This is a genomic window from Kitasatospora sp. NPDC058046, from assembly GCF_042885595.1.
GTDB lineage: Bacteria > Actinomycetota > Actinomycetes > Streptomycetales > Streptomycetaceae > Kitasatospora.
Genome location: NZ_JBHVRS010000002.1, coordinates 25,689 through 39,915 on the forward strand (window position 1 = coordinate 25,689; position 14,227 = coordinate 39,915).

Below are 14,227 nucleotides of genomic sequence, written 5' to 3' on the forward strand. Positions count from 1 at the left end.
CGCGAACACGTGTGGTTGGCCTTGCCCTTCCATTAGAGGCCGCCGCGCCGCCGCCGTCATCGCCCTGTGGGGCCAGATCGGGTTGACCTTCGTGGGTACGCCGACCCTGATGCCGCCTCAGGGTTGCATCCACCCGCGGTACCACCCCTGGCGTAGGGTCGCGCCATGGACGGAACCGCCACGGACTCCAGCACCCCGCCGACCGCGAACGCGATGCGCCGCGCCCTGCGCCGCGCCCGGGACGGCGTCGCCCTCGACGTGACCGAGGCCGCCGTGCTGTTGCAGGCCAGAGGCGAGGACCTGCTGGACCTCTGCGCGAGCGCCGCGAGGGTCCGCGACGCCGGACTCGAAGCGGCCGGCCGCCCCGGCGTCATCACCTACTCCAAGAGCGTCTTCATCCCGCTCACCCGGCTCTGCCGCGACAAGTGCCACTACTGCACCTTCGCCACCGTCCCCGGGAAGCTGCGCCGGGACGGGCACGGGATGTTCATGTCCCCGGACGAGGTGCTGGAGGTGGCCCGCCGCGGCGCCGAACTCGGCTGCAAGGAAGCCCTGATCACGCTCGGCGACAAGCCCGAGGACCGCTGGCCCGAGGCCCGCGAGTGGCTGGACGCGCACGGCTACGACGACACCGTCGCCTACGTGCGCGCCATGTCGATCCGCATCCTGGAGGAGACCGGCCTGCTGCCGCACCTCAACCCCGGGGTGCTGGGCTGGACGGACTTCCAGCGGCTCAAGCCGGTCTCCGCCTCGATGGGCATGATGCTGGAGACCACCGCCACCCGGCTGTGGAGCGAGCCCGGCGGCCCGCACTTCGGCTCCCCGGACAAGGAGCCGGCCGTCCGGCTGCGGGTGCTGGAGGACGCCGGGCGCAGCTCCGTCCCGTTCACCAGCGGCCTGCTGATCGGCATCGGCGAGACGCACCAGGAGCGCGCCGAGTCGCTGTTCGCGCTGCGCAGGGTCTCCCGCGCCTACCACGGCGTCCAGGAGCTGATCCTGCAGAACTTCCGCGCCAAGCCGGACACCGCGATGCGCGGCATGCCGGACGCCGAACTGGACGAGCTGGTGGCCACGGTGGCCGTCGCCCGGCACCTGATGGGCCCGGCCGCCTGCCTCCAGGCCCCGCCGAACCTGGTGGACGGCGAGTACGAGCGGCTGATCGCGGCCGGCGTCGACGACTGGGGCGGGGTCTCCCCGCTCACCCCCGACCACGTCAACCCCGAGCGCCCCTGGCCGCAGATCGAGCGCCTCGCCGAGCGCTCGGCGGCGGCCGGCTTCGAGCTGCGCGAGCGCCTCGCCGTCTACCCCGAGTACGTGCTGCGCGGCGAGCCCTGGCTGGACCCGCGGGTGCTGCCGCACGTGCGCGCCCTGGCCGACCCGGCCACCGGCCTGGCGAACCCGGACGCCGTCGTCCGCGGCCTGCCCTGGCAGGAGCCCGAGGACCTGCCGGAGTCGTACGGGCGCACCGACCTGCACACCGCCGTCGACACCGAGGGCCGCACCGGCGACCGCCGGGCCGACTTCGAGGACGTGTACGGCGACTGGGAGGTGCTGCGCGAGCAGGTGCTCGCCAAGGGCGCGCCCGAGCGCCTCGCCGGGGACCTCCGGGAGGCCCTGGCGGTGGCCGCGGCCGACCCGGCGCGGCTGACCGACGACCAGGCGCTGGCCCTGTTCCACGCGGACGGCCCGGCCCTGGACGCGCTCTGCCGGATCGCCGACGACGTCCGCCGGGACGCCGTCGGGGACGACGTCACCTACTGCGTCACCAGGAACATCAACTTCACCAACGTCTGCTACACCGGCTGCCGCTTCTGCGCCTTCGCCCAGCGGCGCACCGACGCGGACGCCTACACCCTCTCCCTGGAGCAGGTCGCCGACCGGGCCGCGCAGGCCTGGGAGGTGGGCGCCACCGAGGTCTGCATGCAGGGCGGCATCCACCCGGACCTGCCCGGCACCGCCTACTTCGACATCGCCCGCGCGGTGAAGGAGCGGGTGCCCGGCATCCACGTGCACGCCTTCTCGCCGATGGAGGTGGTCAACGGCGCGACCCGCACCGGGCTGTCGATCCGGGACTGGCTGCAGCGCGCCAAGGAGTCGGGCCTGGACACCATCCCGGGCACCGCCGCCGAGATCCTCGACGACGAGGTCCGCTGGGTGCTCACCAAGGGCAAGCTGCCGGCCGCCACCTGGGTCGAGGTGGTCACCACCGCGCACGAGCTGGGCATCCGCTCCTCGTCCACGATGATGTACGGGCACGTGGACACCCCGGAGCACTGGCTCGGCCACCTGCGGCTGCTCGCGGAGATCCAGCAGCGGACGGGCGGCTTCACCGAGTTCGTGACCCTGCCGTTCATCCACACCAACGCCCCGGTCTACCTGGCCGGCATCGCCCGGCCCGGCCCGAGCGCCCGGGACAACCGCGCGGTGGTCGCGATGGCCCGGCTGCTGCTGCACCCGCACATTCCCAACATCCAGACCAGCTGGGTCAAGCTGGGCGCCGAGGGCGCGGCCGAGATGCTCCGCTCGGGCGCCAACGACCTCGGCGGCACGCTGATGGAGGAGACCATCTCGCGGATGGCCGGCTCGGCGTACGGGAGCTACAAGTCGGTGCGCGACCTCCAGGCGATCGCCGAGGCGGCGGGCCGCCCGCACCGCCAGCGCACCACCACCTACGGCGAGGTGCCGGCCGAACGGCGGGCCGCGGCGCTGGCCTCGGACGGGCACCTGCCGGAGCTGCTGCCGGTGCTGGACTGAGGCCCGCGACGGTCCCGGCGCCCGTACGGGCTGTCGTCCCGGCCGCCGTACGGGCAGCGGCCGGGACGGGGCGGTGAACTCCCGGGGACGGGTGCGCCGAAGTCCGGGGGACGGGGCCGGTCCGACCGGCTCTTCGAATACAGTGCGAGGGCGCGCGCCCGGCCGAGCGTCGCGCGGACCCCCACACGCCCGAGGAAAGGCGCCCCGTCGTGATGCCACTGTGGTCACGCGCCCAGCAGCAGGACTACCGCAGCCGGGTGCGGGGCTGTCTGCTCGGCGGTGCCATCGGCGACGCGCTCGGAGCCGGCGTCGAGTTCGAGTCGCTGGAGAAGATCCAGGCCCAGCACGGCCCGCAGGGCGTCACCGGCTACGTCCCCGCGTACGGGCGCACCGGCGCCGTCACCGACGACACCCAGCTCAGCCTCTTCACCGTCGACGGACTGATACGCGCCCACATCCGACGGGACACCGGCAGCTGGCACCCGCCCACCGACCTGCACCTGGCCTACCTGCGCTGGGCCGCCACCCAGCGCGACTGGGGCCCGGACGAGCGCCGCCCCGACCTCGGCTGGCTCGGCCGCGAGGAGTGGCTGTACGCCCAGCGCGCCCCCGGCCAGGGCTGCCTGTCCGGCCTCAGCGGGGCCCACGCCGAGCGGCTCGGCACCCTGGAGGCCCCCAAGAACCCGCACTCCAAGGGCTGCGGCACGGTGGTGCGGGCGGCGCCCTTCGGACTGCTCACCACCTGGGAGCCGGGCCTGGTGTTCCAGCTCGCGGTGGAGTGCTCGGTGCTCACCCACGGCCACCCCACCGGCTACCTCGCGGCGGGCGCGCTCGCGGTGATCGTCCAGTCCGTCGCCCGCGGCGGCACCCTGGAGGAGGGCGTCCACCTCGCGCTCGCCCTGCTCTCCGAGCGGTCGGCGCACGAGGAGACCACCGCGGCGCTGCGGGCCGCCCTGGACGCGGTGCGGGCCGGCGAGCCGTCCGCCGAGCGGGTCGAGGCGCTGGGGGAGGGCTGGGTCGCCGAGGAGGCGCTGGCGATCGGGGTCTACTGCGCCCTCGTCGCGCACGACGTCCGCTCGGGCCTGCTGCTCGCCGTCAACCACTCCGGGGACAGCGACTCCACCGGCGCGATCTGCGGCAACCTGCTCGGGGCGCTGCACGGGGACACCGCGCTGCCGCCGGGCCTGCTGGCCGGGCTCGAAGGGCGCGGGGCGATCCTCGAACTCGCCGACGACTTCGTGATGGAGCTGGTGCACGGCACCGAACTGCACGACCGGCGGACCCCGGAGGGCGCCAACTGGACCACCCGCTACCCGGTGGCGGGCTGAACCGGGGCCTTGTGAGCCGGAGTTGAACCGGGACCGGCCCTCGGGACCGGCCCTCGGGACCGGAGCCGGGCCGGGGCGGCCCCCGGAACGGGAGTTGCCCGTAGCGCCGGCCGCCGACGGGCGACGGACACCGCTACGGGCAACTGGTCCGAGTGCGGAACCGGAGGGGGGTCAGCCCGGGAGCTCGCCGAAGGCGCCGCCCGCCGCCGCCGAGGCGAAGGTGTTCCACGCCTCGGTCGAGAAGCGCAGTTGGGGGCCCCGGGGGTCCTTGGAGTCCCGGACGGCCACCTCCCCCGCGCCGGGGACGGCGATCTCCACACAGGCGCCTTGGCCCCCGCTGTGACTGCTCTTGTGCCAAGGGGTTCCGTACTCGGACGGGGTGATCATTCGTGGAATTCCTTCTCGATGTCGGCTATCAGCGACCGGCTCTCCGAGACACCGAGTGCGGCCGCTCTCAGGTAGTCGTACAGACCGGTATAGCGGCGCACGTCCGCCTCCTTCTCCAGGTAGAGATCGCTCGTCACACCTTCGAAGTAGACAACTGTGGAATCGGCTGACTCGGGGAACTCCAGCAGCGAGAATGTCCCGGTCATTCCGGGATGGGCGCCGTGCGAGAACGGGATCACCTGGATGGTGATGTTCGGGCGCTGGCTGAGTTCCAGCATCTGCCGCAGCTGCTGGGCCATCACCGCCTTGCTGCCGACCTCGCGGCGCAGCACCGCCTCGTCTATGACGGTCCACAGGCTGCCCAGCTGGTTCTCGCCGTGGACGCGCTCCTGGCGCTTCATCCGGACCTGCACCCGGCGCTGCACGGCGACCGCGTCGGTGTCCGGCTGGGTGCCCTCGACCACGGCCTGGGCGTAGTGCTCGGTCTGCAGCAGGCCGGGGACGAAGGAGGACTCGTACGCGCGGATCGAGGAGGCCTCGGCCTCCAGCCCGATGTAGACGCTGTACGGGGTCGGCATGTCGTTGAAGTCGTGCCACCAGCCGCGCTGGCGGGACTCCTTGGCCATCTCCATCAGGCTGGCGCGCAACTGGTCGTCGGGCACCTTGTAGACGTCGCAGAGGTCGCGCACGTCGCGCTGGCTGATGCTGCGCCGGCCGTTCTCCAACCGGCTGATCTTCGACTGGGAGACCATCAGCCGGCCGGCGACCTCCTCCGCCGTCATGCCGAGGCCCTCACGGAGTTTGCGCAGCTCCGAACCGAGGCGCCGACGGCGCACGGTGGGATTGACGTTGGCGGACACTTCGACCTCCGGCCGGACCTCTGGTGCTCGTTGGAACGGCAGTCCTCGGAACACTTCGGACATTGGGACCAACCCCCCTGACTTGGAGCAGCATGTCACCTTGGGCCAGGTCGGCGCCGGGGAATCACAGCAGCGCGGTAGAACAGATCATCGGAAAAGCACTTCCGCGAGACAGCGAAAGCCCCCAGGTGGTAATGCGGCTCGGACGACTCGGACAGGTACTGCGGAGGCCGTCCCCGGACCGGCCCGCACCTGCCCCGGCGCGTGCGGGGGGCGGGCGGTTGCCGGGCGTCCGGGGACGGCGAAGGGGCGGTCGCCGGGCGACTCGCGTCGCGGGGCGACCGCCCCTCGGTGCTGGTGGTGCCGGTGGTGCGTCCGGTGCGGCCGGTGCGCGTCGTGCTCCTGGCGCCGGTGGTACCGGTCGTGCGTCGGGTCGCTCAGCGCCCTCGGGCGGTGCGAGCGGGGCGGCGTGCGCCGCCGGGTGCGCGGCCGTTGGCGTCGGACGCGCGACCGGTGCCGGCGGGCGTGCGGCGGGCGTGCGGCCGGTGGTGTCGGGCGCCGTGATGGCTGCCCGCCGGGCCGCGCGGACCGCCGCGGTCAGTGCGCTCCGCCGAGGTCAGTGCACGCCGCTGTGATCAGCGCACGCCGACCCGGGAGGCGGGGACCCGCCCGCCCGAACCCCGGCCCGCCGTACGGGCGCCAGGACGGCCGGAAGCGGCCCCGGAACCCTGGGAAGAACGGTTCTGCTGAGCCGGTAGGCCGTTCTGCACGTCCATCACGGCGTGCGCGACCATCCCGCCCAGCGGGTCGTACCGGATCAGGTCGCGCAGCCGCGACCGCGAGGACCGGCCCTCGTTGCCCGGGTACAGGTGCTTGCCCAGGCCGACCGAGTGGGCCAGCGCCGCGAGCGCCGCCGTCCGCGGATCCGGCGGGACGCCGGTGCGGATCGCGGTGTCCAGCCGCTGCTTGATCGCGGCGTTGGTGCAGTCGTCGGACGCCTGGTACCGGGTCGTCGGCAGCACGCCGCACACCTGGCCCGGTACGGCCGTGACCATGCCGCAGCGCTCCAGGTGCGCCAGATACGTCTGCCGCAGCCCCAGCCGGGGCCCGCCGATCCAGTGCGCCGCGCGGACCGGACTGCCGCGTCGGCGCAGCAGTTCCAGTGCATGGTCGAGGGTCGGGTCGCCGGTCGGCCGTGCGAGCACGACGGCGATCCGGTCTCCCTCCGGTACGATCCGTCCGGCCAGGGACAGCTCGACGAGCTGGGCCCCGGCAAGTCCGAGGTCGAGGGTCTGCGGCTGCGCCGTGGTACCCGTGGTCGGGTCCAAAGCGAGCAGCAAGAGTTCCTCGGGAACAGTTCTGCGGCTCTTGCCCATCCAAGCCTCCCCGCGTGGATGAGAGACAGGGTGACGCCTCTCACACGGGCTTGTCGAGTACGCCTCCGAATCGTGACCTTGCGGTGAAGGCGCGGAACCGGCGGCGGCGGGCCCTGCGTCTGAGCGGTGAACAGACCGCGGCGCGGCCGGGCGACGACAATAAGCGCCGGTCGGGCGGGGTGTGCGCGGCCGGAACGGCCGCCGGTGGCGGAGACTGTACAGGTACACGGGGCGGGGCGTCGGCTTCCCGAAATCGGGTTCGCCGGTGCCCCGCCGGGCGTTGAGGAGGCTGGGATACGTGGGCGAGTCCCCCGACAGGGTGCTGAGGGACGGCGACGAGCGGCAGCGGGACCGCGAACCCGAACGGACCGGTGCGGCGGCCGGCGCCGCCGGGCCGGCCGGGGGCGGCTCCGGTGCGGCGGCCGACCGGGCGTCAGCCGCGGCTGAGACCGGGGCGACCGCGGAGACCTCCTCCGACGCCGCCTCCGACGCCTCCTCGGCCGCCGACTCCGGCACCGCCTCGGAGAGCCCCGCGGAGACCTCCGCCGAGGCCGCCCCGGAGGCGTCCGACGACGCCCCGGCGACGGCGCCCAAGGGCGGCTCGACCGTGCAGCTCCGCGTCCGGGATGTGGACAGCCGGACGACGATGCTGCGACTGCCGGTGGACAACCGGACCACCGCGCTGCGGCTGCCCGAGGAGCTGGTGAAGGCTGCCGGCAAGGGGAGTTCCGAAGGTGGGGGCGAGGAGAAGGAGTCCTCGTCGGAGACCGCGGAGGTGACGGAGCCCGCCGGGCGTCCGGTCGCCGCCGACCCGCGTCTCGCCATGCGGACAGGTGCCGCGGTGGCGGGGAAGGCCGGGGAGAAGACGGCCGAGCCGTCGGGGGAGACCGGCTCCGAGGGCGGCTCCGAGCCTGCCGCCGCACCGGTGGAGAAGGCGGCGGAGAAGCTCGACGAAGCGGCCGACGAAGCGCCCGACGAAGCGGCCGACAAGACCGACGAAGCCGCCACGGCGGAGCCGGTCGAGAAGGCCGCGAAGACCGAGAAGAGCGAGAAGGCAGGGAAGGCCGAGGAGACCCCGGAGGAGACCGGCGACACCGGTGACGACGACGGCGCTCCCGCCATCGGCTCCGTGACCCTCGCGCTGACCAAGCCCGCTCAGCCCGGTCAGTCGGGTCAGTCGGGCCAGCGGCCGGGTCAGGCCGAGAAGTTGGAGAAGCCCGCGCCGCTGCGCGCCTCCGCGGCCGCCGCCGTCCCCGGGACCGGCACCGTGCCGGAGCCGAAGCCCGAGCCCAAGCCCGAGCCCAAGCCGCTTCCCGAGCCCGAGCCGACCCCCGAGCCGACCCCCGGTCCGGCGCCGCTGCCGAAGCCGACCCCCGAGCCCGCCCCCGTACCGGCGCCGAAGCCGCTGCCGGAGCCCGACCCGCGGCCGGTGCCGCCGGTCCCGCCGCTGCCCAAGCCCGAGCCGCTGCCCGCCCCGGAGCCGCTGCCGTCGCCGGAGAACACCGCCGAGGCGATGGAGGTCCTGGCCTCCCTCAACGCCCGCCCGGTCTCGCCGCTGCGGCGCGCCCTCAAGCGGGTGACCATCTGGACGGTCTTCCTCGCCGTGGTGCTCGGCGCGCTCGCGGTGGCCCAGCTGCTGCGCCCGCTGCCGGACCCCAAGCTGAAGATGACCGCCGCGGGCAGCTACAGCTTCTCCGGCGACGTGCTCGACCTCGCCTGGCCGGCCAAGGGCCAGTCCGCCGCCGAGGTGGTCGGCGTCGGCAGCCTCGGCAGCTCGGGCCAGGAGACGCCGTCCTCGATCGCCAGCGTCACCAAGGTGATGAACGCCTACCTGATCCTCCAGAAGTTCCCCCTGAAGAAGGGGGAGAGCGGTCCGAAGATCACCGTCGACAAGCAGGCCGCGCAGGAGTCCGGCAACGTCGACGAGTCCCGGGTGACGCTCACCGAGGGCCAGGTCATCACCGAGTACCAGGCGCTGGAACTGCTGATGCTGCCCTCGGCCAACAACGTGGCCCGGCTGCTCGCCCGCTTCCACTCCGGCTCCGAGGACGCGTTCGTCAAGCTGATGAACGACACCGCGACCAAGTTCGGCATGACCAACACCATCTACGCCGACCCGGCGGGTTTCAGCGCGGACACCAAGTCCACCGCCAAGGACCAGCTGAAGCTGGCCGAGCAGGTCATGCAGGACGAGATCTTCCGGCAGATCGTCTCCACCCCGGAGACCAACTTCAACAACGTGAAGATCTCCAACACCAACAACCTGATCAACCCGAAGACCGGCGTCATCGGCGTCAAGACCGGTTCCAGCACCCCGGCCGGCGGCTGCCTGATGTGGGCCGCCTATAAGGAGATCGGCGGCGTGCAGCGGCTGATCCTCGGCGTCACGCTGGGCCAGCAGGCCACCTCGCCCAACCCGGGCGACGGCATCCTGCCGACCGTGCTGAAGGTCAGCGGCAAGCAGATCCAGGCCGCGCAGAACGGCGTGACCGGCCAGACCGTGGTGAAGAAGGGCGACGTCGTCGGCTCGGTGGACGACGGGATCGGCGGCAAGGTCGCGGTCGTCGCGACCAAGGACCTGGTGGTGGCGGGCTTCCCCGGCATCTCCGGCACGGTCACCCTGGACACCTCGAAGATCGGCCACCGCGCGCTGGCCGGCACGGAGGTCGGCACGCTGCGGGTGGGCGCGGGCGAGGACAAGGCGGAGGTCCCGGTGGCCCTCCAGGCCGACCTGAACCCGCCGTCCATCCAGTCCCGGCTGCTGCGCACGCTGTGAGGCGCCGAGCGGCTGAAGCGTTGAGGCGCTGAGCCGCCGAACGGGGAAAGGGAGAAGGGGAGCCGGTCCGCACCGGCTCCCCTTCTCCCTTTTCTTCTTCGCCCCTACACGTCCCGGTCGAGCAGCGCGAGCGTGAGGCCGCCGAGCGGCGTCACCCGGTCCGGGTCGCCGTACTGGGTGCGGAGCACCTGCGCCTGGTCGGTCGGCATCGCGCCCAGCGGGTCCTCGGTGTCGCCGAGGACCAGCAGCCATATCCGGGACACCCCGCCCAGGCAGTCCGCCGGCTGCGGGCAGGGCGTCGGGGAGAGGTCCTCGGCGTCGTCTGCGCTCTGCGCGACGAAGACCGGGAAGGGGACGACGTCCTGGGGCAGGTAGTAGCTGACGCCCGGCCAGGCCATCGCCCAGGACTGGTCGCCCAGCGGGGCCGCCATCCCGTCCCCGGTGCGGTAGCCGGCCGCTATCTCCCGGGCCGCCGCCTTGAACGGCTCCTCCGAGCCGTTGTGCGAGTCCGCGTACCGGATCTCGGGCTGCTTCGGCAGCGCGACCACGGCCGGCGCCGCGAGCAGCCCGACCGTCAGCAGCCCGGCCACCGCGACGGCCCCCCGGGGCGCCCGGCCGCGCCGTCGGGCCAGGGCCGCCACCGCGCCGTACACCGCCGCGGCGCCGCCGCCGGCCAGCACCGCCCAGGCGGGCACCGTGAACAGCAGGTACCGCCCGAGGAAGTACGAGGTGTCGGTCAGCCGGGACACCAGCCAGACGCCCACCACCGGCAGCTCCGCGAGCAGGAGCGCCTGCCAGGCCTGGATCCGTCGGCCGGGCAGTGCCAGTGCCAGCAGCGCCAGCGGGACGAAGGCGTAGAAGACGAGGTCCGAGCCGAAGAGGCGCTCGCCGAAGTAGGCGAGGCCGCGCAGGGAGGGGGTCGGTATCCAGCCCAGCTGCCGGTCCGACTGCCGGCTGCCCAGGAGCACCACCGGCAGCACCGGCAGCGCCGCCACGGCGACCGCCAGCGGGTACTGCCACAGCAGCCGCCGATCCGCCGCCGGACGGGTGCGCCACAGGTGCAGCGCCAGGAGCCCCAGCTGCCCGGCGACGGTGCTGAAGGAGACGAGGTGCCCGGCGCCGGCCAGCGCCATGGCCACGCAGTACGGCGCCCAGCGCCGCCAGGTCGGCCGCTCCAGGGCCCGCAGCAGGAAGTACGAGGCCGCCGCGATCGCGCAGGTCACCAGCGCGTAGGAGCGCGCCTCCTGGGCGTACCGGGAGATCTCCGGGGGCACCGCGAGCAGCAGCCCGGCGCCGACCGCCGCCACCTTGCTGCCGAACAGCCGTCGGGCGGTGAGCGCCACCAGCGCCGCCGCCCCGGCCATCGCCAGCACGGAGGGTATTCGCAGGGAGAGCGTCGAGTCGCCGAACACCGCCGTCCAGCCGTGCATCAGCAGGTAGTACGCGCCGTTGCTGGCGTCCACGTGCTGGAGCAGTCGCAGCAGGTCGCCCAGCGAGCGGGTGGAGACCGTCCAGGTCGCCATCTCGTCCCGCCACAGGTCCGGCGTTCCCAGCCGGTACCCGCCCACCGCCAGCATGACCAGCGCGGGCCACACCCACACCTGCCCCAACAGCCGGCCCACCGGGCGCACAGCAGGTCTCATCGAGTCCTTCGTCTCCTTCACGCGACGCGCCGGGGCGGATCCCGCCCTGCCCGGCAGGCTACTTGACCCGCCCTGACGCGCCGTCGGCCACCCGCACCCCCTCCGCCGCCGTGCGGCGCCACCCGCGGATCCCGCCCGGTCCGCGCCGCCGCGGCCCGATCCGACAAGATCCACAGGACGCACCCCGAGCCCCAGCCCCGATCCGGTACGCTGTGAACGGCCCGGCAGCACGCGGGCCCCGCCTCAGTAGCTCAGGGGATAGAGCACGGCTCTCCTAAAGCCGGTGTCGCAGGTTCGAATCCTGCCTGGGGCACAACGAACACGCAGGTCACAGGCCCTCCGCCCATGTCGGGCGGGGGGCCTGTGCCGCTTTCCGGCGGTGCCCGACCGGTCCGGGGCCCTCGGCGTTCCCGGGGCTGACGGTGTCAGGGGCGGCGTACCTCTCCGGGAGGAGGAGGGGGCGGGAGACCGTCCGCCCACGGATTGATCATGAAGCAGACCTCGTGCCGATGGCCCGCGGCCGCTCCGCTCCTAGGCTCGTCGAGACCCCTGCCGGAGCACCGTACCGGCCAGGGTGGACGAGCCGGGGAACCATGACGACGTACCGATACACCGTGGCCGAACTGCGCGGCCAACTGCGCCAACTGCTCCTGAGCGGGGCCGCGATCGCGCTCGGGGTGGCCTTCCTGATCGCCTCCGTCAGCGGCAGCGGGGCACTGGTCGACTCCTTCAGCCAGACCGCGGCCGCCGAGGTCGGGCCCGGAGACATCCAGGTGACCGGGAAGACCGCGGCCGGCGGTCTGGACGCGGCGGCGACGGAGCGGGTGCGGCAGACCGCCGGGGTGGCCGCGGTGGCGCCGCGGCTGACCGGCAAGGGCGGCGTGCTGGCCGCCGACGGGCGGCCGCTCGACCGCACCGCCGCGGTCAGCGCCGTCGCCGAGGACCCGGCGCTGCGCTGGCAGCTGCTCAAGGACGGCCGCTGGCCCGCCGGACCCGGCGAGGTGCTGCTCGACACCGGAACCGCGCACCGGCTGGACGCCGCCGTGGGCGCCGAGGTGCACCTGGCCCGGGCCGACGGCACCACCGCCACCGCCCGGCTGGTGGGCACCCTGGACGAGCGGGGCGCCCCGAGCCTCGCCGGGGTCCCGATCATCGGCGTCCCGGCGGACGCGGTCGCCGGCTACGCGGCCGGCGCCGTCACCGACCGGCTCGACGTCCGGGTCGCCCCCGGCGTTTCCCGGACCGGGACCGTCGAAGCCCTGCGCGCCGCCCTCGGCGCCGACGTCCAGGTGCACACCCACGAGGCCTCGGTCAACGAGGCGACCCGGCAGAGCAGCACCCTGTACGGCATGGTGCTGATCGCCTCGCTCTCCTTCGTCCTGATCGCCCTCGCGGTGGCGCGGATGGTGGTCGGCAACACCTTCACCGTGGTGCTCGCCCAGCGGACCCGCCAGCTCGCCCTGCTGCGCTGCGTGGGCGCCGACCGGCAGCAGCTGCGCCGGCTGATCCGCCGCCAGGGGCTGCTGCTCGGGGTGGGCGCCTCGGCGACGGGAGTGCTGCTGGGCGTCGCCCTCGGCGCGGCCGGCACCGCCGTGGTCGGCGGGCTCGACCTCGGCCCGGTGCACCTGTCACTGCTGCCCTCCCCGCTGACCTGCCTGCTGGCCGGGCTGTTCGGCGTGCTGCTGACCCTGCTGGCCGTCCGCGGCCCGGCGAAGGCCGCCGCGGCCGTGCCGCCGATCGCCGCGCTCGGCGGCACCCCCGCGCCGGCCGACGGGGCGGCCCGGGTGCGGGCCGCGGTGTGGACCACCGGACTGCTGGTCGCGGGCACCGCGCTGCTGGTGGCCGGGGCGGTGGCCCCGCCGCCGCTGTCGCTGCTCGCCGTCACCGTCGGCGCCATCGCCAACTTCTTCGGGGTGCTGCGGCTCTCCCACCGGGTGCTGCCCGCCGTCGTCGCCGTGCTCGGCCGGCCCGCCCGGAAGCTCGGCGGTACGGCCGGGCGGCTCGCCACCCAGCAGCTTCGGCTCAACCCGGGCCGCACCGGGGCCACCGGCTCGGCGCTGCTGCTCGGCGTCACCGTGATGGTCGGCGCGGTCACCGCGCTGGACATCACCTCCCAGTCGCTGGTGCCCGTGGTGTCCGCGCGCCAGCCGGGGGTCTTCTCGGCGGCCGCCACCGGCGGCGGCGCCCTGCCCGCCGGGGCGCTCGGCGCGCTCGGCGCCGAGCACGGACTGACCGTGACCCCGGTCCGGTCCGCCACCGTCGACCTCGACGGCCGGCCCACCGTGGTCGCCGCCGTCGACGCCACCCGGCTCAACTCCTCGACGGACGACGTGGACCGGGCCCGCGCGCTCACCGAGGGCGGCGCGCTGAGCGGGCTCGGCGACACCGGGGTGCGCCGGGTCGGCGGCGTCGAGCTGCGGCTCCAACCCGGCCGCAGCAGCCTGCCGTTCACCCTGCAGAGCGGCGCCACCCTGCTGGTGGCGCCCGCGACCCTGGACCGCCTCGCCCCCGGCGCGCCCGTCACCACGGCCTGGATCAGCCCGGCCGCCGGCGAGGACCGGCCGACCGCCCGCCGCGCCCTGGACCACGCCCTCGCCGACCACCCGCAGGTGACCGTCGCCGACACGGCCGCCCAGGCGGACACCCTGCGCTCCCTGCTGGACCGGCTGAAGACCATCAGCATGGCCCTGCTGTCCTTCTCCGTCGCCATCGCCGGCCTCGGCGTCGCCGCCACCCTGATGCTCAGCATCAGCGAACGCTCCCGCGAGATCGGCATGCTGCGCGCGATCGGGATGTCCCGCGAACAGCTCCGCCGGATGCTCACCCTGGAGGCGCTGCTGCTCTCGCTGGCCGGCGCCCTGGTCGGGACGGGCCTGGGGGCCGCCTACGGCTGGGCGGCCGCCCGCTCGATCACCTCGACGGTGGGGACGGTCGGCACCCCGCCGGTCCTGCCGGTGCTGGCCGCCCTGGGCCTGACCGTCCTGGTCGGCCTGGCCGCCGCGGTGCTCCCGGCCCGCCGGGTCGGGCGGATGAGCGCGGTGGCGGCGATGCGGGCCTCCTGACCTGGGTGGCAGCCGGGTGCCCGGCTGCCGGCTGCCGGGGG

General features: G+C 74.4%; 8 protein-coding genes and 1 tRNA gene. 5 read left to right on the top strand and 4 right to left on the bottom strand.

The features are described 5' to 3' along the window. The first annotated feature begins 165 nt into the window (after positions 1-165). The gene (locus ACFVU7_RS04185; protein WP_388044228.1) at positions 166-2,754 is read left to right on the top strand and encodes a bifunctional FO biosynthesis protein CofGH; all 2,589 of its coding nucleotides are present in this window, start codon (positions 166-168) and stop codon (positions 2,752-2,754) included. 212 nt (positions 2,755-2,966) lie between these two features. After that, positions 2,967-4,082, top strand: coding sequence for an ADP-ribosylglycohydrolase family protein (locus ACFVU7_RS04190; protein WP_388044230.1), 1,116 nt, complete (start codon positions 2,967-2,969; stop codon positions 4,080-4,082). 171 nt (positions 4,083-4,253) lie between these two features. Here the strand turns inward: ACFVU7_RS04190 and ACFVU7_RS04195 are convergent, their stop codons facing one another. From ACFVU7_RS04195 to ACFVU7_RS04205, 3 genes are all read right to left on the bottom strand, one after another. Continuing rightward, positions 4,254-4,469, bottom strand: a complete 216-nt coding sequence (locus tag ACFVU7_RS04195; RefSeq protein WP_049656225.1) for a DUF397 domain-containing protein — start codon at positions 4,467-4,469, stop codon at positions 4,254-4,256. After that, positions 4,466-5,329 (bottom strand): helix-turn-helix transcriptional regulator, encoded by an 864-nt coding sequence (locus ACFVU7_RS04200; RefSeq protein WP_049656226.1) that lies wholly within the window; start codon positions 5,327-5,329, stop codon positions 4,466-4,468. The genes ACFVU7_RS04195 and ACFVU7_RS04200 overlap by 4 nt, the downstream gene beginning before the upstream one ends. Positions 5,330-5,964: 635 nt before the next feature. Next, on the bottom strand, positions 5,965-6,705 hold the full coding sequence (locus tag ACFVU7_RS04205; protein ID WP_049656970.1) for a GPP34 family phosphoprotein: 741 nt from the start codon (positions 6,703-6,705) through the stop codon (positions 5,965-5,967). Between the two features lie 298 nt (positions 6,706-7,003). Here ACFVU7_RS04205 and ACFVU7_RS04210 point away from each other — a divergent pair, with 298 nt between their 5' ends. Beyond that, the gene (locus ACFVU7_RS04210) at positions 7,004-9,481 is read left to right on the top strand and encodes a D-alanyl-D-alanine carboxypeptidase (RefSeq protein ID WP_388044232.1); all 2,478 of its coding nucleotides are present in this window, start codon (positions 7,004-7,006) and stop codon (positions 9,479-9,481) included. 104 nt (positions 9,482-9,585) lie between these two features. Here ACFVU7_RS04210 and ACFVU7_RS04215 read toward each other — a convergent pair whose 3' ends face one another. Then, positions 9,586-11,124, bottom strand: a complete 1,539-nt coding sequence (locus ACFVU7_RS04215) for a glycosyltransferase family 39 protein (protein WP_388044234.1) — start codon at positions 11,122-11,124, stop codon at positions 9,586-9,588. A gap of 240 nt (positions 11,125-11,364) precedes the next feature. Here ACFVU7_RS04215 and ACFVU7_RS04220 point away from each other — a divergent pair. Then, a tRNA-Arg gene (locus ACFVU7_RS04220) sits at positions 11,365-11,437 on the top strand. A 280-nt stretch (positions 11,438-11,717) separates the two neighbouring features. Continuing rightward, positions 11,718-14,186 (top strand): FtsX-like permease family protein, encoded by a 2,469-nt coding sequence (locus ACFVU7_RS04225; RefSeq protein ID WP_388044236.1) that lies wholly within the window; start codon positions 11,718-11,720, stop codon positions 14,184-14,186. Positions 14,187-14,227: the final 41 nt, after the last annotated feature.

Bases quoted from the DNA above. Each gene is read 5' to 3' on its own strand.
- ACFVU7_RS04185 (WP_388044228.1), top strand. From the start codon at position 166: ATGGACGGAACCGCCACGGACTCCAGCACCCCGCCGACCGCGAACGCG.
- ACFVU7_RS04190 (WP_388044230.1), top strand. From the start codon at position 2,967: ATGCCACTGTGGTCACGCGCCCAGCAGCAGGACTACCGCAGCCGGGTG.
- ACFVU7_RS04195 (WP_049656225.1), bottom strand. From the start codon at position 4,469: ATGATCACCCCGTCCGAGTACGGAACCCCTTGGCACAAGAGCAGTCAC.
- ACFVU7_RS04205 (WP_049656970.1), bottom strand. From the start codon at position 6,705: ATGGGCAAGAGCCGCAGAACTGTTCCCGAGGAACTCTTGCTGCTCGCT.
- ACFVU7_RS04215 (WP_388044234.1), bottom strand. From the start codon at position 11,124: ATGAGACCTGCTGTGCGCCCGGTGGGCCGGCTGTTGGGGCAGGTGTGG.
- ACFVU7_RS04225 (WP_388044236.1), top strand. From the start codon at position 11,718: ATGACGACGTACCGATACACCGTGGCCGAACTGCGCGGCCAACTGCGC.